Annotated in this window: 17 protein-coding genes; 3 read left to right on the top strand and 14 right to left on the bottom strand. The window is 63.4% G+C overall.

What is annotated here, in order from left to right:
* Positions 1 to 13: 13 nt before the first annotated feature.
* The gene (locus ACFSJC_RS00705) at positions 14 to 3,439 is read right to left on the bottom strand and encodes a PAS domain S-box protein (protein ID WP_386021750.1); all 3,426 of its coding nucleotides are present in this window, start codon (positions 3,437 to 3,439) and stop codon (positions 14 to 16) included.
* A 53-nt stretch (positions 3,440 to 3,492) separates the two neighbouring features.
* Entirely contained in the window at positions 3,493 to 4,338 is an 846-nt protein-coding gene (gene ehuB, locus ACFSJC_RS00700) for an ectoine/hydroxyectoine ABC transporter substrate-binding protein EhuB (protein ID WP_386021747.1), read from the bottom strand.
* Between the two features lie 315 nt (positions 4,339 to 4,653).
* On the opposite strand from ehuB, the gene ACFSJC_RS00695 reads away from it, so the two are divergent.
* Positions 4,654 to 5,928: an HlyC/CorC family transporter gene (locus tag ACFSJC_RS00695; RefSeq protein ID WP_386021744.1), complete on the top strand. Its 1,275-nt coding sequence runs from the start codon at positions 4,654 to 4,656 to the stop codon at positions 5,926 to 5,928.
* 129 nt (positions 5,929 to 6,057) lie between these two features.
* On the opposite strand, the gene radA is transcribed toward ACFSJC_RS00695, so the two are convergent.
* The 10 genes from radA to ACFSJC_RS00645 form a co-directional block, all read right to left on the bottom strand.
* Entirely contained in the window at positions 6,058 to 7,428 is a 1,371-nt protein-coding gene (gene radA, locus ACFSJC_RS00690; RefSeq protein ID WP_386021741.1) for a DNA repair protein RadA, read from the bottom strand.
* Between the two features lie 103 nt (positions 7,429 to 7,531).
* On the bottom strand, positions 7,532 to 7,987 hold the full coding sequence (locus ACFSJC_RS00685; RefSeq protein ID WP_386021738.1) for an SRPBCC family protein: 456 nt from the start codon (positions 7,985 to 7,987) through the stop codon (positions 7,532 to 7,534).
* A gap of 6 nt (positions 7,988 to 7,993) precedes the next feature.
* Positions 7,994 to 8,509 carry a J domain-containing protein gene (locus tag ACFSJC_RS00680; protein ID WP_386021735.1) on the bottom strand — a complete coding sequence of 172 codons (516 nt, stop codon included), beginning with the start codon at positions 8,507 to 8,509 and terminating at the stop codon, positions 7,994 to 7,996.
* A gap of 106 nt (positions 8,510 to 8,615) precedes the next feature.
* Entirely contained in the window at positions 8,616 to 10,571 is a 1,956-nt protein-coding gene (locus tag ACFSJC_RS00675) for an ATP-dependent DNA helicase (protein WP_386021731.1), read from the bottom strand.
* A gap of 40 nt (positions 10,572 to 10,611) precedes the next feature.
* On the bottom strand, positions 10,612 to 11,472 hold the full coding sequence (locus ACFSJC_RS00670; RefSeq protein ID WP_386021728.1) for a tetratricopeptide repeat protein: 861 nt from the start codon (positions 11,470 to 11,472) through the stop codon (positions 10,612 to 10,614).
* Between the two features lie 59 nt (positions 11,473 to 11,531).
* Positions 11,532 to 13,931 (bottom strand): penicillin-binding protein 1B, encoded by a 2,400-nt coding sequence (gene mrcB / locus ACFSJC_RS00665; RefSeq protein WP_386021725.1) that lies wholly within the window; start codon positions 13,929 to 13,931, stop codon positions 11,532 to 11,534.
* 372 nt (positions 13,932 to 14,303) lie between these two features.
* Entirely contained in the window at positions 14,304 to 14,708 is a 405-nt protein-coding gene (locus tag ACFSJC_RS00660) for a PEP-CTERM sorting domain-containing protein (protein ID WP_386021722.1), read from the bottom strand.
* Between the two features lie 691 nt (positions 14,709 to 15,399).
* The gene (locus ACFSJC_RS00655; protein WP_386021719.1) at positions 15,400 to 16,188 is read right to left on the bottom strand and encodes an ABC transporter permease; all 789 of its coding nucleotides are present in this window, start codon (positions 16,186 to 16,188) and stop codon (positions 15,400 to 15,402) included.
* The gene (locus ACFSJC_RS00650) at positions 16,185 to 17,123 is read right to left on the bottom strand and encodes an ABC transporter ATP-binding protein (RefSeq protein ID WP_386021714.1); all 939 of its coding nucleotides are present in this window, start codon (positions 17,121 to 17,123) and stop codon (positions 16,185 to 16,187) included. The genes ACFSJC_RS00655 and ACFSJC_RS00650 overlap by 4 nt, the downstream gene beginning before the upstream one ends.
* 102 nt (positions 17,124 to 17,225) lie before the next feature.
* Complete coding sequence (locus ACFSJC_RS00645) at positions 17,226 to 17,756, bottom strand: LEA/WHy family protein (protein WP_386021711.1); 531 nt, start codon at positions 17,754 to 17,756, stop codon at positions 17,226 to 17,228.
* Between the two features lie 47 nt (positions 17,757 to 17,803).
* Here ACFSJC_RS00645 and ACFSJC_RS00640 point away from each other — a divergent pair, with 47 nt between their 5' ends.
* The gene (locus ACFSJC_RS00640) at positions 17,804 to 18,565 is read left to right on the top strand and encodes a TSUP family transporter (RefSeq protein WP_386021708.1); all 762 of its coding nucleotides are present in this window, start codon (positions 17,804 to 17,806) and stop codon (positions 18,563 to 18,565) included.
* 73 nt (positions 18,566 to 18,638) lie between these two features.
* Entirely contained in the window at positions 18,639 to 19,457 is an 819-nt protein-coding gene (locus tag ACFSJC_RS00635) for an RMD1 family protein (protein WP_386021705.1), read from the top strand.
* A gap of 24 nt (positions 19,458 to 19,481) precedes the next feature.
* Here the strand turns inward: ACFSJC_RS00635 and ACFSJC_RS00630 are convergent, their stop codons facing one another.
* Together ACFSJC_RS00630 and ACFSJC_RS00625 are read right to left on the bottom strand one after the other, a co-directional pair.
* Positions 19,482 to 20,054 carry a hypothetical protein gene (locus ACFSJC_RS00630; protein WP_386021702.1) on the bottom strand — a complete coding sequence of 191 codons (573 nt, stop codon included), beginning with the start codon at positions 20,052 to 20,054 and terminating at the stop codon, positions 19,482 to 19,484.
* 58 nt (positions 20,055 to 20,112) lie between these two features.
* On the bottom strand, positions 20,113 to 21,141 hold the full coding sequence (locus ACFSJC_RS00625) for a DUF4892 domain-containing protein (protein WP_386021699.1): 1,029 nt from the start codon (positions 21,139 to 21,141) through the stop codon (positions 20,113 to 20,115).
* Between the last annotated feature and the right edge of the window lie 10 nt (positions 21,142 to 21,151).

Genomic DNA, 21,151 nt, shown 5'->3' with positions numbered 1-21,151 from the left:
TGTCACCCGAAACTCAGCGATCCAGCATCCGACGCAGCTCGGTCTCCAGACATTCGACCATGTCCGCCAGCTCCGCCGCCTCCGCGAAGGCGGCCTCCCGCCCCGCCTTGGCGGATCGCTCGGTCAAGGTGGCCTGCTTGACGACCCGAGGAGCCTCCAGATTGGCCACCGTACCCTTGATGGAATGGGCGACGAAATCGACCTCGCCGAGATTTCCCGAGGCGATTGCCGCGCGCAAGCGTCCGGGCGACTCGACAGTGACGCTCAGGGAGACGCGAATCAGCTTCTCGACGAAGCCAGGGCGACCTTCGAACCGGCGCGTCAACCTATCCCAGTCGACAAAGGGAAGCTCGGAGTCCAACGCGCGCCCAGTATCAGCATCCGAATCCGGCATGCCGGAATCCTCTTGTTCGATCGCAATATCCGGCTGAATCGGTGCGACATGGCTCAAAATAGCGGCCACAAGCGCGTCCGGCTCGATTGGCTTGGAGACATGATCCACCATACCGGCGCTCATGCACTTGGCACGTTCCTCGGGCAAGGCGTGAGCGGTCAGGGCGATCACCGGCAGGCCGGGGGCCACCTCGTGGAGCTGACGGGTCGCCTCGTAGCCGTCCATCTCAGGCATCTGCACATCCATCAGCACCAGATCGAATCCCTGAGGTCCAGCCTCTCTCACGGCGTCCACCGCCAGGCGACCATTCTCGACCAATCGACACAGAGCCCCCTCGTGCTCCAAAAGATCCTCCAGGATCACCCTGTTCAGCCCCACGTCCTCGGCCGCGAGCACATGAATTCCGGCGAGCCTGCGCCCGGCCATCTCCGACTCGAACTCAGCCCGATCTTGAACGGGCTCGGCGACCGGCAACGACAGGCTCAATGTAAAGCGGCTCCCCTGACCCGGAGCACTCTCCACCAGGATCTCGCCCCCCATGAGCCGCGCCAGGTTGCGACTGATCGCCAGCCCCAGCCCGGTGCCGCCGAATCGGCGGGTAGTCGAGCCATCCGCCTGCTCGAACGGCGTGAAGAGACGCGCAATCTGTTCATCACGCATTCCGACCCCCGTGTCCGTCACGCTGAATCGAATGCAGGGACCGGCCACCTCGACGCTCAGACACACCTCGCCCCGCTCGGTGAATTTGACGGCATTGGAGAGCAGATTGACGAGAATCTGCCGCAGCCGCTGGGCGTCGCCCATAACCCAGTCGGGCAGATCGGGCGAGCACTCGATGCGATAGCCCAACCCCTTGTCGCGCGCCACACCGACTTGCAGATCGGCGACCCTGGAGATCAGATCGGCCAGCCGAAAGGCGTGGGACTCGAGCACGAAACGCCCTGCCTCGATCTTGGAATAGTCAAGAATGTCGTTGATGACGCCGAGCAGATGCTCGCCGGCAACCAGGATACGCTCGAAGTTCGAGCACACCTTGAGGCCAACGCTATCGCGCGCCCCGATTCGGGCCAACCCCAGAACCGCGTTGAGCGGGGTTCTGATCTCATGGCTCATGTTGGCGAGGAAGGCACTCTTGATCCGCGCTAGGCGCTCGGCCTCGTTGCGCGCGGCAGCCAGTTCGGAGGTGCGGACCTCGACCAGCTCCTCCAAATGCAACCGATACTGCTCCAGTTCCTCGACCAAACGCTTCTGGTCCGTCACATCCATGTTGATGCCGAACAGCCGCGACCGACCCGAGGCGTCTCGCACCAGATGCCCCTTGGTGACGATCCAGCGCACCTCGCCATGCTCGCGGAAGATACGGAACTCATCCTCGAAGGCCGGATAGCCTTCCGGATTCGCTAGCCAGCCCGAACGCAAACGCTCGAAATCCTCGGGATGCAGACAGGCGCCCCAGTCGTCGATCTTGGAGAAACTATCCGGTGGCAAACCATAGAGCCTGTGGCATTCGGGCGAGCAATAGAGCCGATCCTCAGCCGGATCCCACTCCCAGATCCCAACATGCGCCCCCTCCTGCGCCAACAGCAGACGCTGCTCGCTCTCGCGCAGCGAAACGAAGGCGGTCTCGGCCCGCTCGCGGGCGGCGATGGCCTCCTCCATCAAGCTGAGCGCGGCAATCTGGGCGCGGCGCTGCTCCTCAAGCGCCGCCGTTTGCTGCTCGAACAAGGCGCGGTCGGCCCTCTTGCGCTCGCTGATATCGCGGATGAACGCGAAGAGCCGGCCACCGAACGCCGGACTGAAGGAGACGCTGATCTCCACCGGCCAAACCGCTCCACCCTTGGTCCGGTGGCGGGACTCGAAGAGATCGTGACCAGAACGCTTGATGCGCGCGATATGCGTTGCGACATGCTCGGGCGCCTCCATCGCCTCAAGGTCGGCGACCCGCATCCCGAGCAACTCTTCGCGCCCATAACCGGACCGCTTCAGATAGGCATCGTTCGTCGCCAGGATGCGCCCCTCGGAATCGAGCATCCAAAAGCCGTCGATCGACGTCGCGATCATGGCCTCGTAATGCAGGGTCTTCTCGGCCAGGGCGCGTTCGGCCTGCTTGCGGGAAGTGACGTCCTGCAAGGTGCCGCGCAGGGACTCGATCTCGCCCGAGTCATTGCGCAACGCCTCGCCGCGCACCGTGATCCACCGATGTCCGCCGTCGCGACGCAGGATGCGCAGATCGCATTCGTATGCGATCCCATCCGAGCGCGCGCGGTTCAGCGCCTCGGTAAAAACGGGCCAGCTCTCGGGATCGAAGAGATGTTGGAGCTCGGTCAGTCCGGGTGCTGGGGAGGCCGGATCGAGCCCGAAGATCTCGTAGATCTCCTCGGACCAGACCGGATGCTCCCGATCCAGACTCCAGTACCAATGCCCCAGCCTGGCCAACCGTTTGGCCTCTCTCAGGTTCGACTCGCTCTCCCTGAGCGCGGCGTCACTCTTCTGGCGCGCCTGCAACCAGAGATGCTGGCGACGCACGGCCAGGATCACGATGCCGATCGTGACCATCAAGGCCAGCACCGCACCGGTCAAGGTCACGACGAAATTACGCTCGATCCGCCCATTGAGCGCAACCAAGCCTTGCTCCACAGCCGCATCGGATTCCTCGGCCCTGCGCTCCAAATCGCCATAAGCAACCCGTAGCGCGACCATGCGCGATGGATCGGAGGACGGATCCCGACGCCAACGATCCAGCAGACGTTCGAACTCGGAGGCGGCACGCTCGAAGGATGCCAAGGCATCGGTCGACGCGCTCCCACGCGCAGCGAGCGCCCGCCCGAATGAGTCGATCGACTGATGCAGCAAGACAATCCCTGCGTCGCGACTGAACGGGGCGCCGGGACTGCCGGACAGGGACACCTGAAGAAAGCCCTTGGCGAGATCGATCCGGGCTTGACGCATCTCGGCGAGACTCTGCGCGACATGCTGCAACGCCACACGATGCTCCCAGTGCTGCCAGAAGAGAAGCACGCAGACCCCGATGGAAAGCAGAACCACGATAGGCACCGATCGACTCAGACCGGCGGCGAATGGTTTCGAATGATTCGACATCATCGGCGCGCAGGAACCTCCGTATTCTGGAAACCGAATCCAAGCAGGAGATGACGATGGGCCTCGCTACCGACAAAAACACGCTGCGCGGCATTCCAGGCCGAAACAAGCGCCCGGTCCTCGACTCTGAAGGCGAAGGCGCCGATGCCATAGGTGTCCCCGAGCACCGGGGCGGGATCTTCGGCGGAGATGAACAGTTGGGTCAGATCCGATCGATGCGCGGTGGCCATCCAGTGCACCGCCGGCGCGGAGAGCATCAGGGCATCCGCAACGCCCGATTCGACGGCAACCCGTCCGGTGAGCGCATCCGGAACCTGGACGAGACGCCCCGGATCGACACCCAGTCGCCGCAACAGCGACTCTTCCACCGAACCCGAGAGAACGGCCAATCGCACGCCGGAATCCTCGGCGATCTGACGAAATGCGTGCAGCCCGCGCGGATTGCCCTTGGAGACCAACAAATCTGGGCCCACCCGAAAGGTTGGGTCGGAGAAGCGTACCCGGCGCGCGCGATCCGGGGTGAAAAAAAGTCCGGCCGCAATCAGATCGATCCGCCCGGCCTCCAACTCCGGGATCAAACTGCCGAATTCCATCTGACGCCATTGGATGCGATGGATACCCAGCGCTTTCACGATCCGCTTCGCCACCTCGGGCGACTCTCCGGTAACCCGCCCGCCCGCGTCGATGAAGGCATAGGGCGGCTCGATAGCGTAGCCGATACGGATGACGCCCGAACTGCGTAGGCGCGACAGCGAATCATCGCGTAGATAGGCGGCGCCGAGAAACGACAGGATAACAGCCGCGATCAGCAGGATCGCGCCCCAGGTCCGTCCGTGCGTGTTCACGCCACGACCTCATGGGTATCGAGCACCTGACCGGCGGCTTCCTGGCCGATGGAGGCCGCTACGCCCGTTGCTCCAGCCAACGCGTCGCGATCAGAGATAACCATCCAATGCGAACCCTCGCGATGCCATCCAGAGACGGCAGGATGTGAATGTCGATCCCTACGTTCTACTCCAATCTATCGTCAAACGGGGCGTCGAACCTACGATGGTCATGCAAGGCGGTCCCGGACGGAAAACCGCTCTCCCGCCTCGATTCGCGGGGCACCGGGAGTTTCGCTAAAATGGCTCCCATCTTTCGCCATTGACCGGCCCCCCGTGAACGATCTCCCCCTACCCGGACTCTTTTTCGCACTCTTCATACTCATCAATCTTTCGGCCTTCTTCTCCGGCTCGGAAACCGCGCTCCTGACCATCAACCGCTACAAGCTGCGGCACATGGCCGACCAGGGACACCGAGGCGCACGCATCGCCCGCCGACTGCTCGAACGCCCCGATCGGCTGATCGGCCTCATTCTGCTGGGAAACAACTTCGTCAACATCATGGCCTCCTCGTTGGCCACGATCATCGCCATCCGTCTCGGCGGCGAGGCGGCGATCGGCATCGCTGCGGGCCTGCTGACGCTCGTCATCCTCATCTTCGCCGAGGTGGCACCGAAGACCTATGCCACGCTCCACCCAGAGCGTCTCGCCTTCCCGGCGGCCTATGTCTACCAGCCGCTGCTCAAGCTGCTCTATCCCATCGTCTGGTCCGTGAACCTCTTCACCAACGGGCTGCTACGCATGGTCGGCATCGTCCCGGAGGGCGCGCCGCCGACGGATCTGAGCCGAGAGGAGCTGCGCACCGTGGTCAGCGAAGCCGGCGCCATGATCCCGGAGCGCAGCCGTTCCATGCTGCTGGCGATCTTGGACCTGGAGCACGCGACCGTGCGCGACATCATGATCCCGCGCAACGAGGTCGAGGGCATCGACATCCAGGACGACGAAGAGGACATCATCAAGACGATCCGCAACGCGGGATATACGCGTCTACCACTCTATGACGGCAGCATAGACAACGTCATCGGCATCTTCCACGCGCGCCACGCACTGCACGCGCTACTGGAAAAGGGCCTGAGCAAGGATCATCTGCGCACTCTGGCTCAGGAACCCTACTACGTTCCGGAGGGAACGCCGCTCTACCAGCAGCTGCTCAACTTCCAGCGTGGACGCCAGCAGATCGGACTGGTCGTGGACGAATATGGGGACTGTCTCGGACTCATCACCCTGACCGACCTCCTGGAGGAGATCGTCGGCGAGTTCACCACCGACCCCTCGGACCACACCGAAGAGATTCACCGCACCGAAGACGGCAGCCTCTTGGTCGACAGCAGCATCAGTCTGCGCGCGCTCAATCGGGCGTTACGCTGGGAGCTGCCGACCACCGGGCCCAAGACGCTCAACGGACTCATCCTGGAATATCTGGAGACCATCCCCGAAACCGGAACCAGCCTCAAGCTGCACGACCATCCGATCGAGATCATCCAGACCTCGGATAACGCGGTGAAGACCGTCAAGATCATCCCGCGCCCCGTCCGCAAGGTAAGGCGCTGAGTTGGGGAGAGAGCCTCCAGCCTCCAGCCTCCAGCCTCCAGCCTCCAGCCTCCAGCGGAGAGTGTGCTGGAGTCGGGTGCGTCACTCCCGGGCAATCTTGAAACCTGTCTGCTCCTTGCGATTCACTCGTCAAGACACGGCGTCCAGTGCCTCGGCCAGGGTCCGCACGGCGGTGATCTCCAAGCCCTCGACGCCCTCCTTGGGCACGTTGCCCTTTGGGACCACGGCCCGGCGGATGCCGTGCTTGACCGCCTCGCGCAGCCGGTCCGGACCGTTCGGCACCGGGCGCACCTCGCCCGAGAGCCCCACCTCGCCAAAGACGGCCAGATCCAGCGGCAGCGGACGATCGCGATAGCTCGACAGCACGGCCATGATGACCGGCAGGTCGGCGGCGGTCTCGGCGATGCGCACACCGCCGACGACGTTGACGAAGACGTCTTGATTGAACATGCCCACCCCGCCATGACGGTGCAGCACGGCCAGCAGCATCGATAGCCGATTCTGATCCAACCCCAGCGCAACCCGGCGCGGATTGGCCAGCGGGCTCTCGTCGACCAGCGCCTGGACCTCGACCAACAAGGGCCGGGTCCCCTCGCGGGTCACCATGACCAGGCTCCCGGAGACCGGCGTGTCGTGACGCGAGAGAAAGATGGCGGATGGATTCTTGACCTCGCGCAGCCCCTGATCGCCCATGGAGAAGACGCCCAGCTCGTTGACCGCGCCGAAACGGTTCTTGATCGAGCGCACGATGCGGAAGGGACCGCCGTGCTCGCCCTCGAAATAGAGCACGGTGTCGACCATGTGCTCCAAGACGCGCGGCCCGGCGAGCGACCCGTCCTTGGTCACGTGCCCGACCAGGAAGACGACGGTCTCCTGCTGCTTGGCGAAGCGCACCAGCTGGGCGGCCGCCTCGCGCACCTGGGAAACCGAGCCCGGCGCGGACTGGAGCCCATCGGTGAAGAGCGTCTGGATCGAGTCCACGACCATAACGCGCGGACGTTCCCGAACCGCCTGCGCCAGGATCTGCTCGACGCAGGTCTCGGCCAGCAGCCGGATGCCGCCGCCCGAGAGCCCGAGCCGACGCGCGCGCAGACCGATCTGCTGCGGCGATTCCTCGCCGCTGACATAGAGGACGGACTGGTCGGTCGCGAGCGCAGCACAGGCCTGGAGCAGGAGGGTCGACTTGCCGATCCCGGGATCGCCGCCGATCAGCACCACCGACCCCGTCACCAGACCACCGCCCAGCACCCGATCCAGCTCACCGATCCCGCTCAGAATGCGCGTGCGTTCCTCTGGGCTGACCTCGGCCAGAACCTCGACCTTCGAGTCGATGACGACACCGGCATAACCACCGCCGCGATCCGTGGGACGACGCCGGATCTCGGCGGCCTCGGCCAGACTGTTCCAGGCACCGCAATCCGGACACTGACCGGCCCACTTGGGCTGACGCGCGCCGCAGGCATTGCAGACATAGGAGGTTCGGGTCTTGGGGGCGGCCATGGTCTTAATTACCTCTGGCCCATCAAGGTGAACCACAAAGACGCAAAAGACACCTCGATGCTTCGATCGGTTCGCGGCAGCACCGACCAGTGATCGCATCCCATCAGCACGGCTGGGGCACCACTTCAAGTTCGATCAGACACTTGAGATTGCCCATCATGCGATCGGAGGTCTCCTGGATCGCGCGTCGGACCATGCCCTCGAATGGTCGCAACGCACCGCTCAGATGCTCCAGCTCGAAGGTGAAGGCGATCTGGGTGCCACAGTCCAAAGGCTCGAAGCGATAGTCGATCAGATAGGAATCCGTGATCCCCTTGAAGGTGATCCGGCGGCCCGCCTCGAAGGTGGTGACGCGAAACTGGCTATCGCTGCGTCGTCCGCGATCGAAGCGGATCTGACGACCGATCCAGCCCACCTGCATTGGCCCCTCGGTCACCGCCTCCAAGGAGCGGACCTCGGGCGACCAGCGCGGATAGTTGTGCAGAAAATCCTCGGCGACGAACTGGAACACCAGCTCCGGTGGACGTGCGACATGGACTTCCGCTTGGCTCGTCAACATGCGTTCTCATTCTCCCAGCAGCTGGCGTTTGGCTGCGTTGATCTTGGCTGCAAGATAATCGGATCCGCCCCGGTCGGGATGCAATCGCTGCATCAACCGCCGATGGGCGGCGCGGATGGTCTCGACCTCGGCGCCCGGCTCGACGCCCAGGATGGATCGGGCCTCGGCGTCCGTCATGCGTCCGTCGCGGCTCGACGAGGCGCCGCCGGCGGATTGCTGCCCGGCACCGGCCGCCCCGTTCGCCCAAGCCCCCAATCCCAGGCCGTTCAACAGCTCGCGCAACCCGGACACCGTGCGCAGCAGATAGACCACACGCATCAGGGCCGGAATGGCTGCGGCCACGGCGGCGAGCAACGGATTCAGATGACCGAAAAGCACAGCGACCACTAGCACTCCGAGGCCGCCCCACACCAACGACTGGCGAAGCAGACGTCTGCGTCGCTCGATCGGCGTGCGACGCCAGGCCTGGAACGCGAAGAACATGGCGGCGACCAGGATGAGCAGAATCAACACACGTGACATGGAGAGAATTCCTGAAAACCGTGACGCAAAGATTTGGACATCGAATCAGGCCGCGTCCTGGAACGCAGCCGAGCACTCGGATGCGTTTCCGCACGGGCGCGCCGGATCATGGCCCGGCGGAGGCCCCATGATCCAGAGACTGGGATGTGCCCGCCGAGTTCGCCTCGAAGAAGGCCCGCACATCCTCGATCTTGCGGGTGCGCGCCATCGGCGGCAAGCTATCGAGAAAGGTGTAGCCGTAGGAGCGCGACAAGAGGCGCGGATCGCAGACCACCAGCACGCCGCGATCCTCCACGCCACGAATGAGACGTCCAGCACCCTGTTTGAGCGCGATCACTGCGCGCGGCAGCTGATAGTCGCGGAACGGATTGCCGCCGCGCTGACGCAACGCGTCGATGCGGGCCGACAGCACCGGATCGCCCGGCGAGGCGAAAGGCAGACGATCGATCAGCACGCAGGACAGGGCCTCGCCGCGCACATCGACCCCCTCCCAAAAGCTGGAGCTGCCGAGAAGCACGGCATTGCCAAGGGTGCGGAAGCGCTCCAGCAGCTCGGCGCGCGGGGCCGTCCCCTGGACCAGGATCGGATAGGGAATGCGCCCTTCCAACCCCTTCGCCGTCTCGCGCAACGCGCGGTGGCTGGTGAAAAGCAGAAAGGCGCGACCACGGCTGTAACCGATGATCTCGCAGGCCAGCTCCAACACCTGGCGATTGTAGTCCGGCTCCGAGGGCTGGGGCAGACCGCGCGGAACGAACCAGAGCGCCTGGCTCGGATAGTCGAATGGACTGTCCCAGCGTGCGGTCTCGGCGTCCTGGATACCCAGCTGATGCGAGAAGTGCTCGAACCCCTTCCCCACCGCCAGAGTCGCCGAGGTAAAGATCCAGGCGCTGTCGTCGCGCCCGACCTGGTCGCGAAAGAGATCCGCGACCTCCAGCGGCGTCTGGTGGAAGCGGAATCCGCGCCCCTGGATCTCGAACCAGCGCACCGCATCCTCGGACTCGGGCGCGGTGAGGATATGGAGTCGTCCGAGCAGATCCTTGGCGCGCGCCTGGCAGGCATCGAGCCCCTTGTCACGGCCGAGCAGCGCCTTGAGCCCATCGGCCAGGGCTGCGAGACGCCGATCCAAGGTCTCCAGCGCCCGCTGGACCGCCGGATTCTCGCCCAGCTCGCGCCAGGGGCCACGCCGCTCGGAGTCGCCCAATTCCAGGCGCGCATCCTGAAGCGCTCGCTTCAGCCGCGCGATCCGCTCGACCAGATCGGGCGCGTCCGATGCGGCACGCTGGGCCTCCAGTTCGGTGTCGCGGATCAGATCCATGAGCTGGCGGCTGCTGAGCGAGATACCGAAGAAGTTCGAGGCGGTCTCTGGCAGCTGATGGGCCTCGTCGATGACGAAGCAATCGGCACCGGGCAGGATCTCGCCAAATCCCTCGTCCTTGAGCGCCAGGTCGGCGCAGAACAGATGGTGGTTCACCACCACCAGATCGGCGGATTGGGCCTCGCGCCGCGCCGCGACCAGATGGCAGTCCTGCAAATCGGCGCACTCCTGGCCGAGACAGTTGTCGCTGCTAGAGGTCACATGGGGCCAGATGGGCGCATCCTCCGGAATGCCCAGCTCCACGATATCGCCGCTCCGGGTCGCTTTGGACCAGCGGGCGACTTCATTGAGCTGGGCGCGCTGATCGGCGTCCAGCGCGGCGGGGTCGTCCAGCGCCAGCTTGAGACGATAGCGGCAGAGATAATTCCCTCGCCCCTTGAGCAAGGCGATGGACAGAGGGCGCCCCAGCACCTTGCGGATCAGTGGAAGGTCGCGATGGAAAAGCTGATCCTGCAGATTGCGGGTGCCGGTGGAGACGATGACCTTACGCCCCGAAAGCAGCGCCGGAACCAGATAGGCGAAGGTCTTGCCCGTTCCGGTGCCGGCCTCGCAGATGAGCACGCCTCCACTGTCCATGACGGCGGCAAGCCGCTCGGACATCGCCTGCTGCTGCTCGCGGTGGATGAAACCGGGAATCTGGCTCGCCAGCAGACCTTCCGGGCCGAAAACATAGGATAGGTCTGACATCGAGTCTGTAACGGAATCGACCGAGGGCACGCGCCAGCGATCAGTTGGCGTTCGCGCGCTGCTCGGCGGCGCTGGCACCGGCCGCGTCGCCGGCACGCCGCTTGGCCTCGGCGATCATGCGCCAATTATCCCGCTTGACGTCCGAATCGCCACCGGCCAAATCGTTGGAGCGCGACGCCAGATTGCCCGCCTGAACCGCCTGTCCCTGCTCCATGCGCACCCGGGCCAGTCGATTCCAGAGATAGGCCTCGCGCGGCGCGATGCGCAACGAGCGTTCGAGCGAGGCGGCCGCGCCTGCGTAATCACCCGCCTGGCGCTGCTGCTCGGCCTGGTCAGCCAGAGCTCGGGCGGCCGGCGCCAAACTCGGCGCAGCGACATTGGATGCAGGCAGCGGTGCCGACGCAGGCTCTGCAGTAGCGACCTGCATTGGCGGTGTCGGCGCCTCGGAGGAGGGCTGCGGCATGATCGGAGGCTTCGACTTGGGTTTCGGCGGCTCGGCCTTGGCAGCCGCTGATTTGACCGGGGCGCTCTCGGGCGCAGCCTTACTTGCCGTCGCGGAGGGATTCGACGCGGACGCCGGAGGCGCCGTCCTCGGGGGCTCGGAGACCGCTACTGTAGGACTGGACGGCGCCGCACCCTGGGCCGATTGAGCTGGCGGCTCCGATTGAGCCGGTTCGGGGGGGGCTCCGGGATCCCGATAGGCATAGACCTGGGTCTCTTTCTGCACCGGCTTGGGCGGCTCTGCCGGCTTCGGCTCGGGCGCGGGTTGCGCCGGCTTGGCGGTCGAGGGCGCGGCTGAACGCGGCGTCACCTGAACCACGGGCGCGGGTGGCCCCTCTCGCGAGGGTAGCGCACAGGCCGCGAGGATCAGGGTCGGAAAGAGAATCGAGAGGACTCGCATGCCGGATCGCACGCGTGCGATTCGGGGCGCGACAGGACACCAATGAGCGACAGCTGACATCAGTTGTAGAAATCTCTCATGAAATGGTTGACGGGTTTGGACGGCTCCACCGGCTCGGGCTTCGGCGGTGGCGGCGGCTCCGACCGTGTCTCTTTTTCCGCCTTCTGGGCAACGCGTTTCTCACCATCACCGGAGGTCCGCTTGCCGGAGCCACAACCGCGTGCCGCCGCAGAGGCATCGCCGATGTAGGGAACGTCGGATCGGCCGCAGGCATCGGCGATCGTCACGCCATCCGGCGGCACGTCGGGCAGCGGCTCGTTCTCCATGGCCAGCATGAACTCGCCCCAGACACGCAGGGCCCCCGAACCGCCGGCGAGTCCCATCGGTTTGTAGTCGTCGCGACCGACCCAGACCACAGCGACCTTATCGCCCGAGAAGCCGGCGAACCAACTATCGCGCATATCGTCGGTGGTGCCCGTCTTGCCCGCCATGGTCATGCCTTTGGGAAGCTGGCCACCCAACCATCTGGCCGTGCCATTGGTCACGACCCGCTTGAGCGCCCAGGTAGTGAGAAACGCGGCCTTGGGATCGACCACCGCCTCGACCGCCAACGGATAGCGGTTCAAGGGGCGACCGTGGGCATCGACGACCTCGCGAATCGCCCGCAGCGGGGCCCGGTAACCGCCGGCCGCGATGGTCTGATACACCTGAGCCACCTCCAGCGGCGAGAGCGCCACCGAGCCGAGCAGCAAAGAGGGCACGACCCGAATCCGGCGCTGAGCACCGAGCCGGTAGAGCGTATCGGCCACCTTCGAGACGCCGACGCTGAGGCCCAGATTGACCGTGGCGAGATTGAGCGAGCGCATCAAGGCGTCGGACAGCATGACCGAGCCATTGACACGATGGTCGTAGTTCTTCGGCTCCCAGCGTTTGTTGCCGTCGGGCAGACTGACCGGCTTGTCCTGGATGCTGGTCGTCAGGGTATAGCGATCGGGCTCAGAGAGCGCGGTCAGATAGACCGCCGGCTTGACCAGGGATCCGATGGAGCGAACGCTGTCGAGCGCGCGGTTGAAACCCGCATAGCCCGGCTGACGACCGCCCGCGATCGCCAGCACCTCGCCTTGATTAACCGAGGTCACGACCGCAGCCGTCTCCAGGGTTCCAGCCTTCATGCGGCGGGATTTTTCGAGCTCGGCAAGCTTCTTGGGCAACGCCTTCTCGACCGTCGTCTGGACCAGCGGATCCAGCGTGGTGAAGATGTTGAGCCCCTCCGAGCGCAAATCCTCGTCGCGATAATCGCGCTGCAACTGGCGGCGCACCAGGGTGATGAAGTCTGGGTATTCGCCGGCCGGACGTCCGCCGCCATCCTGGATACCGAGCGGCGTGGTCTTGGCCGCCTCGGCCTGTTCCTGACTGATGACGCCATCGCGCACCATGAGGTCCAGGACCAGATTGCGACGTCTCAAGGCCGCCTCCGGATGGCGGCGCGGATCCAGACTGGAAGGCGCCTGAACCATCCCGACCAGCAAGGCCGTCTGCTGGACGCTCAGTGCGCTCAGCGGCAGGTCGAAGAAGAACTGGCTGGCCAGACCGAACCCGTGGATGGCACGGCTGCCATCCTGCCCGAGATAGATCTCGTTGGCGTAGGCCTCCAGGATTTCGTCCTTGCTGTAGCGACGCTCCAGCAGGAAGGCCATGTAGGCCTCCTTGATCTTGCGCTCGAAAGTCCGGTCGGCACTGAGATAGAAATTCTTGACCAACTGCTGGGTCAGGGTACTGGCGCCCTCGACCACGGCTCCGGCCTGGAAGTTGCTGATCGCCGCGCGCAGGATGCCTTTAGGATCGATGCCGAAATGTTCGTAGAAATTGCGATCCTCGACCGCCATCAGGGTCTTGACCAGCAGATCCGGCAGATCCTTGCGGCGCACCAGCACCCGATCCTCATGATGGGTCGGATAGATGCTCGCGATCAGCATGGCATCCAGCCGCACAAGTGCAGGATCCGGATCTCCCTCGGCCCCCTTGAGACTTGCCACCTTGCCGTCGGCAAACTGGATATCGAGATGCCGGCTCGGCTCCTGTCCGTCCCAGAAGCGGAAGGCGCGGGTCCGCACCAAAAAGCGATCCCCTTCGCGGCGGTAAGTTCCAGGCGTGCTGAGATCGGAGGCGGTGTGATACCCCAAGCGCTTCAGTTCGTCTTGAAACTGTTCGGGCTCCAGACGTCGCTCGGCATAGAGTTCCAGCGGACGCGCATAGACGCGCGCTGGCAAGGCCCAACGCTGCCCCTCGAATTTACCGCGCACCACCCGGTCGAGATGAATGCCGTAAACGAAGGCCACCGCGCCACCGACGACCCCAAGCAGCAAGACCCAACCGAGGAGAAAGGGGAGAAGACGGAAACGCTTGCGCCGGACCGAAGGTTTGCGGGCACGCGTGGAGGTTCGACGCTTATCGGCCACGGGTCAGCAACCGCCCGGCAGCGTCGAAACGCCACCATCCGTGTCGGACAAGGAAGGGGAAGGGTATGGATACATCCAGGGAGCTCGATCGGCCTGATTCAAAGACGGTTCAGCAGCTTATGGTCCCATTCGCGGCGCCCGGACACAACCGCTCGCGGCCGAGCGAAGACAGTGAGATGACCGGGGCTATCGCTGAAGGGAAGGACACGACGGGGTTAGATTATGGGGGTTCGGGACGCGAACGGCAAAAGTCGCTGCGGTTTGTGATGACGCGGTGCGGGGAAAGGGCGGGAGAGACTTGCGGGAGGCCCGGCCACCTCATCGGAAGGAAGGTGGCCGGGGCACGCGGGCACTCGGTCGGTCAGGAGCAGCTCAGGATACCGAAGCCGCCTTCTGGCGACGCCGCCGACCGGCCCAGCCAACTAGGCCCAGACCACCGAGGAACAAAGGTGCGGCGGCCGGCACGGGAACCGGAGTGCAATCAAAAGAAACCTTGGCAGACTTTAAATCAAAACAATCGGCAGACCAGTTTCCACTCGTCTCATAGAATTTAAAATTCAAGCCCGTATTATAATAGCCAGACCAATTCTTATGATTTCCAGCATATTCAGCCAAAGCGTCCACCACCGCCGCATCCAATTGGACAGATAACGAATTGCCACTCAAGGCAATCGTCTGAACGGCCGAAGAGCCATAGGAGCTAATCTCAACCTTACTCCAATTCTCACCGACCCACCAGGCATCAGAAATCCCGCTATAACTCATATCGAGAGACACGACCATCTCTCCATTCTTCGCGCTATCCTTCGCGGATGCAGTCCAATCCCAACTCATCGTGGTCGAGCCAGTTCCGTTCGGCTCCCAACCATACCCCCATTTCGATCCCTCCGAGATCTTTCTATTACCTATAGGGTAGGTGTCAGGCCAATCTTTCGTGCCCGGATCGCAATCGTAACAGGCTTGCGCCACTCCCATCGGACCAAGCATCAATGCAATCAACCCGAGAGCACCAACATATAATTTTGTCACGGCTAAACCCCTTAACATTGAATAAAAAACAGCTCACAATCCGATTGTTTGCACAGAAATCCGATGAACGATGGCATTATCAATCGAGTGCCTCAGCGATCGATTGCCCAAATCGAAGCTACTGGGATCCGGTATTGCTCCAATCCAACATTCCCATGGAACTTCAATGAACCGGACCAGAAATCGGCACTGAGACCGACCCCACAGGCTGCATATATGCATGCAAAAAGTGCGCCTCTCTCCGATAAACTCAACAAAAATTTCAACATCGCAAGCGATTATATTCAGGAACTTTCGGGACAGTTCAAATACATCGCCTCACACGCGCCCACACAAATGTAACAAAACCGCGAACCTAGACCACAAATGCCACAGAGACGTTACAGCTCACAGCAAGGGTCCAACGAAGGATCGGCAAGCATCGAATCCCCCAAAAGCATCAAGTCTTGATGCCGACGCCCTTCCGCAGCAGCCTCAGACTGTATCCAGCAAGCACAACGATAAAGACCAGAATCATGCCGAAGGCGGCGCCGAGCGGGATATCACTCACGCCCAACAATCCGTAGCGGAAGGCGTTGACCATGTAGAGGACGGGATTGGCCATGGAAACGGCCTGCCAGAAATCGGGCAACAGCTGGATGGAATAGAAGACACCGCCCAGATAGGTCAGCGGCGTGAGAACGAAGGTCGGGACGATGGAGATGTCGTCGAAGCTGTTAGCATAGACGGCGTTGATGAATCCGCCGAGCGAGAAGAGCGTGGCGGTCATGAGACAGACCAGCAGCATGACGCCTGGACTGTGGATGTGGATATCCGTAAAGACGAGCGCGACTGCCAGGACTGCGCCGCCTACCACCAGGCCGCGCGCGACCCCCCCGCCGACATAGCCGGCCAGAATGACCCAATGCGGCGCGGGCGAGACAAGCAGTTCCTCGATATAGCGCGAAAATTTGCTGCTATAGAAGGACGACACCACGTTCGCATAGGAATTGGTGATGACCCCCATGAGCACCAGACCCGGGACGATGAAATCCAGATACGCGAATCCGTCCATGGTGCCGATACGATCCCCGATCAGACGACCGAAGACCACGAAATAGAGGGTGGTAGTGATGACCGAGGGCAGCACCGTCTGCACCCAGATGCGCGAGAAACGCAAGATCTCCTTGGAGAGGATGGTCTGAAAGGTGACCGCATAGCGCGTCCAACGACGCCCCACCCCAGTCACGCCACACCTCCCTCAGCCGCTGCGACGCGACCGTCCACCATCTCCAAGAACAGACGTTCCAGCCGGTTCTGTTTGTTACGCAAACTGATGACCTCGATCCCGTTGCGCGAAAGCGCGTCGAAGAGCCCGTTGATGGTGTGATCCCGATTCATCTCGACCTCCAGGGTGCAATCATCGAGATACTGGAGCACGAAGCCGCCCAGCTCCGGCAGCTCGGACACCCGCCCCTTGAGGTTGAGCACGAAGGTCTCGGTATGGAGCTTGTTGAGCAGCGCCGAGATGCTGGTCCGCTCGGCGATCCGCCCCTGATTGATGATGGCGATGTTGCGACAGAGGCTCTCGGCCTCTTCCAGATAGTGCGTCGTGAGGATGATGGTCGTCCCCTCGGCGTTCAGATCGCGCAGGAAGGACCACATGGAGCGACGGATCTCGATGTCCACACCGGCGGTCGGCTCGTCGAGGATCAGCAGTCGCGGCTGATGGACCAGCGCGCGCGCGATCATCAGACGCCGCTTCATACCGCCCGACAGCCTGCGCATCTCCTGATTGCGACGATCCCAGAGATCGAGCTGGCGCAGATAGCGCTCGGCACGGATCTTGGCCTCGTGACGCGGGATACCGTAATAGCCGGCCTGATTGAGGACGACCTCGATCACCGGCAGGAAGAGATTGAAGTTGAACTCCTGCGGGACCAGACCGATGCAGGACTTGACCGCTTCGGGATCCGCGTCCTGGTCGTTCCCGAACACCCTCACCTGCCCCGTGGTCTTGTTGACGAGCGAGGAGACGATCCCGATGAAGGTGGATTTGCCGGCCCCATTCGGACCGAGCAGGGCGAAGAAATCGCCCTCGTCGACCTGGAGGTCGATTCCTTTCAGGGCCTGAAAACCGCCCCTGTAGGTCTTGGTGAGCTGCTGGACATCGAGTGCGAACATGTAATTCTTGGTCGTCTTGAATCTGGCGGCTCGGCGCCGGGGCTGGGGCCGAACCGAAATGAGCGAGACCGGATCGCCTGAACCGTCAGCATCGAGCGGCGGTCAGCGCGCCGAGCCGGCCATAATCTGATGCGGGTCGAGGGTACCCGAGTAGCGGTAGGGCAAGTCGATCAGTGCGCCGGCAACGGATAGGGTCCCGACAACCGTCCATTCGAGCGGGGTCTCCTTGCGCGCCAGGAGCGGCCAACGTTGAGCGATCGTCAGTAGGTTGCCGATGACTTCGACATCGACCGCCGCCTCACCGTGAGCCGGGATCTGGCGATCGAGACTCGCCGAACCCTCGGCCACCTCTTGGCCCTCAAGCGCAAGCCGATAGCGCAGCCCCTTCACCGGCAGCGTCCGATCGCTCGGATTCCTGACCGCCAAGGTGGCGATGAAAACCTGTCGCGCCAACCCCAGTTGCTTCGGCTGCAGCCCAATGAGCGACACTTCGGGGGCCTGCCAAGACTGAAGCGGGCTCGCGCACGCGGCGATCAGCCCCACCAGCAAGGCGATCAGAGCGATAATGCCAAACGACCGAGCCCGCACGAAACCATAGCGGACGCATCCAGCGATCGTCGACCCTCGTTGCAAACCCGCACTCGACATAGATCCACTCCGAAAAACAGAGCTTTCCGACCTTGCCATCCCTCGAACTCGCCCTCTGGTTGTTTCCTGTCGCCCTCACGGCCGGCCTCATCGACGCCATCGCCGGTGGCGGCGGACTCCTGACCATCCCCGCGCTTCTCTGGGCAGGACTCTCGCCGGTCGAGGCGCTGGCGACCAACAAGGCGCAGGCAGTCTTCGGCAGCGGGATGGCGACCGCGCATTTCGTCCGCCAGGGTTACATCGAACCGCACACGATGAAGGTCGCTATCGGCTTCACCTTCGTCGGCGCGGCGGCCGGGGCGCTCTTGGTGCAACTGATCGACGCGGCCTTTCTGGAGCGTCTCATCCCGCTGTTGCTGATCGCCTTCGCGCTCTACTTTCTCTTCTCGCCACGCGTCTCCGATCTGGATTCGCATCAGCGCATCAGTGAGCCGGCCTTCGCCGTCAGCGTCGGACTGGGAGTCGGTTTCTACGATGGCTTCTTCGGACCGGGAACCGGCACCTTTTTCACCATGAGCTACATCGCCCTGCTCGGCTACAACATGCGCCGGGCGATCGCCCATACCAAGGCGCTCAACTTTACCAGCAATCTGGCCTCACTGCTGTTGTTCATGGTCGGAGGACACATCGCCTGGACCATCGCGGCAGTCATGGCAGTCGGTCAGCTGACCGGGGCCTGGATCGGCGCCCATCTGGTCTTACGACATGGCGCGACGCTGGTACGACCGGTCCTTGTCGTCTCCTCGCTGGCCATCTCGGGCAAGCTACTGTGGGACGCGATCAGCTCGGGCTAAACGACCGATTGCGCGCCGCCCACGAGACTGCCAGACTGCGCGCGGCGTTTCGATTCACTATGGAGAGGTCCTCGTGTCCGCCGCCCTACCCCCTTCCGTCGGCCCCACAGGGCTGACCACGCGAGCCCTACTGCTCGGCCGCAACCTCGATCTGAAACGGCTCGATGCGATCGAGTCATTGGCCACCAACCCGCTCCTGGTTCAGGTGAGCGGCGGCGGACGCGCCGTGCTGCTGCGATCCGGGGCCGTCGTCCTATTCGACGTCGACCCTCAAGCCGAAGCCGCCTTCCTGGCCTATCTGAGACCCTTCGTGCGCGAGCCGCTCGATTCGCCAGAGCTGGAACAGCTCTCGATCACCATCGACCCAGGACGCACCGAGGGGCTGGAGCGCGACCGTCTGGTGATGACGGATACGGACACCGCGCGCCTGCAGGTCATCGCGGACATCCTCGGCAAGAGCGTCCTGCTTGCGCATCAAGAATCGCGCGTCGCGCTCGCCTTCGACCGCATCGAACCGCTCGCCGATCAGCTGCGGCGATTCGGGCGCGGCGCGAGCAACGCCCGCATCCTCATCCGTCACATCGGCGAATCGCTGGCGATCCAGCAAGAAATGGTGGGGCGGGGCGAGGTGGGCGACAAGCCCGAGATCATCTGGGAGCGCCCGGACCTGGAACGCCTGTTCCTGAATCTGGAGGCGGAATACGAGATTCGCGAGCGTCAGCTCGCGCTGGAGCGCAAGCTGGCCCTCATCAACGACACGGCCAACACGCTCCTCGATCTGCTGCAGAGCAAACGCAGCCTCAGGGTCGAGTGGTACATCGTCATCCTGATCGTGGTCGAGATCGTTCTGACGCTCTACGAACTCTTCATCGCCGGCCATCCCACGCCCTGAGCCAAGCACTGTGCCGCGCCGGGCTCAGTGCCTGGCGTCGAGCGCGGTACGCGAGATCCAAAGAATGGCCGGCTCCTCATCATCGCCCAGCGCCCCTTGGCGGATGAAGATCTCGCCATCGTCCACAGGATAGATCTTGACGCCCTCGCTCGACTCGCCCGTCACCGGTGGCGCCGTGCCGCGTCCGCCGAGACGGCGGCTCAGCCAATCGGACAACAGGGCATGGTAGGCGTGGCGATAGACGATCTTGGCGGCGCGCAGATCCGACCCGGCGAAGAAGAAGGTGACGCTAGAGGCCGGGATCTGGTTGAAGGAGCCGATATCGGCCTTGCACAGGCGGTCGCCGAACGGATTGGACCCATCGCTGCAGATCCAATCGAGCTTGGGGAAGACCTCGCGCAGACGCGCCTCGCTCAAAGAGCCATTGAAGGACTCCACAGCCGGATTGAATTCGGGATGCCCGAGCAGTGCCATGAGGGCCAGATCGGTCCGACGCTGACCGTCATCGGTGAAGGCCAGCCAATAAAATGGCCCCAGCACCAGGGCCAACATCAGCAGCGTCTTGTAGGTCTTGGGAAGTTTCAGATCCTTTTTCATGGCGGCATTCTAAGCGCGGACGCCGGACACCGCCATCATCGCCCCATCCAGCGCCGGATCAGCGAGGCACCAGCTCGATTCGACGATTACGTGCACGCCCCTCGGGCGTAGCGTTGGTGGCGACGGGCGCGAGGCTGGCCACACCTCTGGGGGTGAGACGCTCCCCCGGAATGCCGTAATTGAGAATCAGCGCCTGAACGACCTCGGTCGCGCGTCGGCGTGAGAGATCGAGATTCCCGTCCAAATCGCCTTGATTGTCGGTGTGACCCACGATGTAGACCGACAGGTCCGGCGACTCGCTCAGCATCCTGGCCATGGCTTCGAGCTGAGCCCCGGAGTCGGGCAACAGTGTGGCGCGCTCCGGCTCGAAACCGATGGCATAGAGGACGGCATGCCCCTCTTCGGTCGTCAATCGCGCCAACTCCTGGGCATCGATAACGTCCCCAGCGGGCGCCGCCGCAGACCTGGCCGCGTCGACGCCCTCCACAAATACCGCGACCCGCTCTCCTGCACCGGAATCGGCATAGTTGTCCTGATAGGCACCGAAGACGAAGAGATGCGCCTCCGCCCCGTCCGAGCGACGCTCGCCGACCAGCATCCAGGGATCCTTGGCCGAATCGCCCGAAAAGGCCCGCTTCAATAGATAGGAATCGGTCAATCCCTTGCCTTGGGCTGCGTCCGAATAGAAGTGAGCAACGGACGTACCGCACTCGTCCTCGCCGACACAGGCGTAGAGCGTCTCGTAACCCGCGCGCCCCAGGGCATCGCGGTAGTATTCCATGACCTCGCGCGATCCCACCGTGCGGGGGATGAGATAGAGGATGCGCGTGCGCCGACCGGCAACCTCAAGCGATTTCTTCCACTCGCCCTTGGACCGCCCAGCCACCCAGGGACCGAGCGGCACGCGCGTCGACTGTCCATCCTCGACACGGTAACCGATGATGACCGATTCCGCGAAACGCCCCATGTCCGCCGGATCCCGAGCCCCGGGCAGATCTCTGTCCAGCCCGCGCGCAAGGCCCACCTGGACAGCGGCAAGCAGCAGGAGACAGAAACAGACCAGCTTGGGACCGACATTCGGACGCATCGAGTTCCTC

This window comes from Thiorhodococcus fuscus, assembly GCF_042682685.1.
Lineage (GTDB): Bacteria > Pseudomonadota > Gammaproteobacteria > Chromatiales > Chromatiaceae > Imhoffiella > Imhoffiella fuscus.
The sequence above is the reverse complement of the archived record's forward strand: the minus strand, read 5'-3'. Positions and strand labels throughout refer to the sequence as shown.

What these genes read in the sequence shown, in the direction of transcription:
- ACFSJC_RS00675 (WP_386021731.1), bottom strand. Translation starts at nt 10,571, where the DNA reads ATGTCAGACCTATCCTATGTTTTCGGCCCGGAAGGTCTGCTGGCGAGC.
- ACFSJC_RS00630 (WP_386021702.1), bottom strand. Translation starts at nt 20,054, where the DNA reads ATGAAAAAGGATCTGAAACTTCCCAAGACCTACAAGACGCTGCTGATG.
- ACFSJC_RS00650 (WP_386021714.1), bottom strand. Translation starts at nt 17,123, where the DNA reads ATGTTCGCACTCGATGTCCAGCAGCTCACCAAGACCTACAGGGGCGGT.
- ACFSJC_RS00625 (WP_386021699.1), bottom strand. Translation starts at nt 21,141, where the DNA reads ATGCGTCCGAATGTCGGTCCCAAGCTGGTCTGTTTCTGTCTCCTGCTG.
- ACFSJC_RS00685 (WP_386021738.1), bottom strand. Translation starts at nt 7,987, where the DNA reads ATGTTGACGAGCCAAGCGGAAGTCCATGTCGCACGTCCACCGGAGCTG.
- ACFSJC_RS00680 (WP_386021735.1), bottom strand. Translation starts at nt 8,509, where the DNA reads ATGTCACGTGTGTTGATTCTGCTCATCCTGGTCGCCGCCATGTTCTTC.
- ACFSJC_RS00670 (WP_386021728.1), bottom strand. Translation starts at nt 11,472, where the DNA reads ATGCGAGTCCTCTCGATTCTCTTTCCGACCCTGATCCTCGCGGCCTGT.
- radA (WP_386021741.1), bottom strand. Translation starts at nt 7,428, where the DNA reads ATGGCCGCCCCCAAGACCCGAACCTCCTATGTCTGCAATGCCTGCGGC.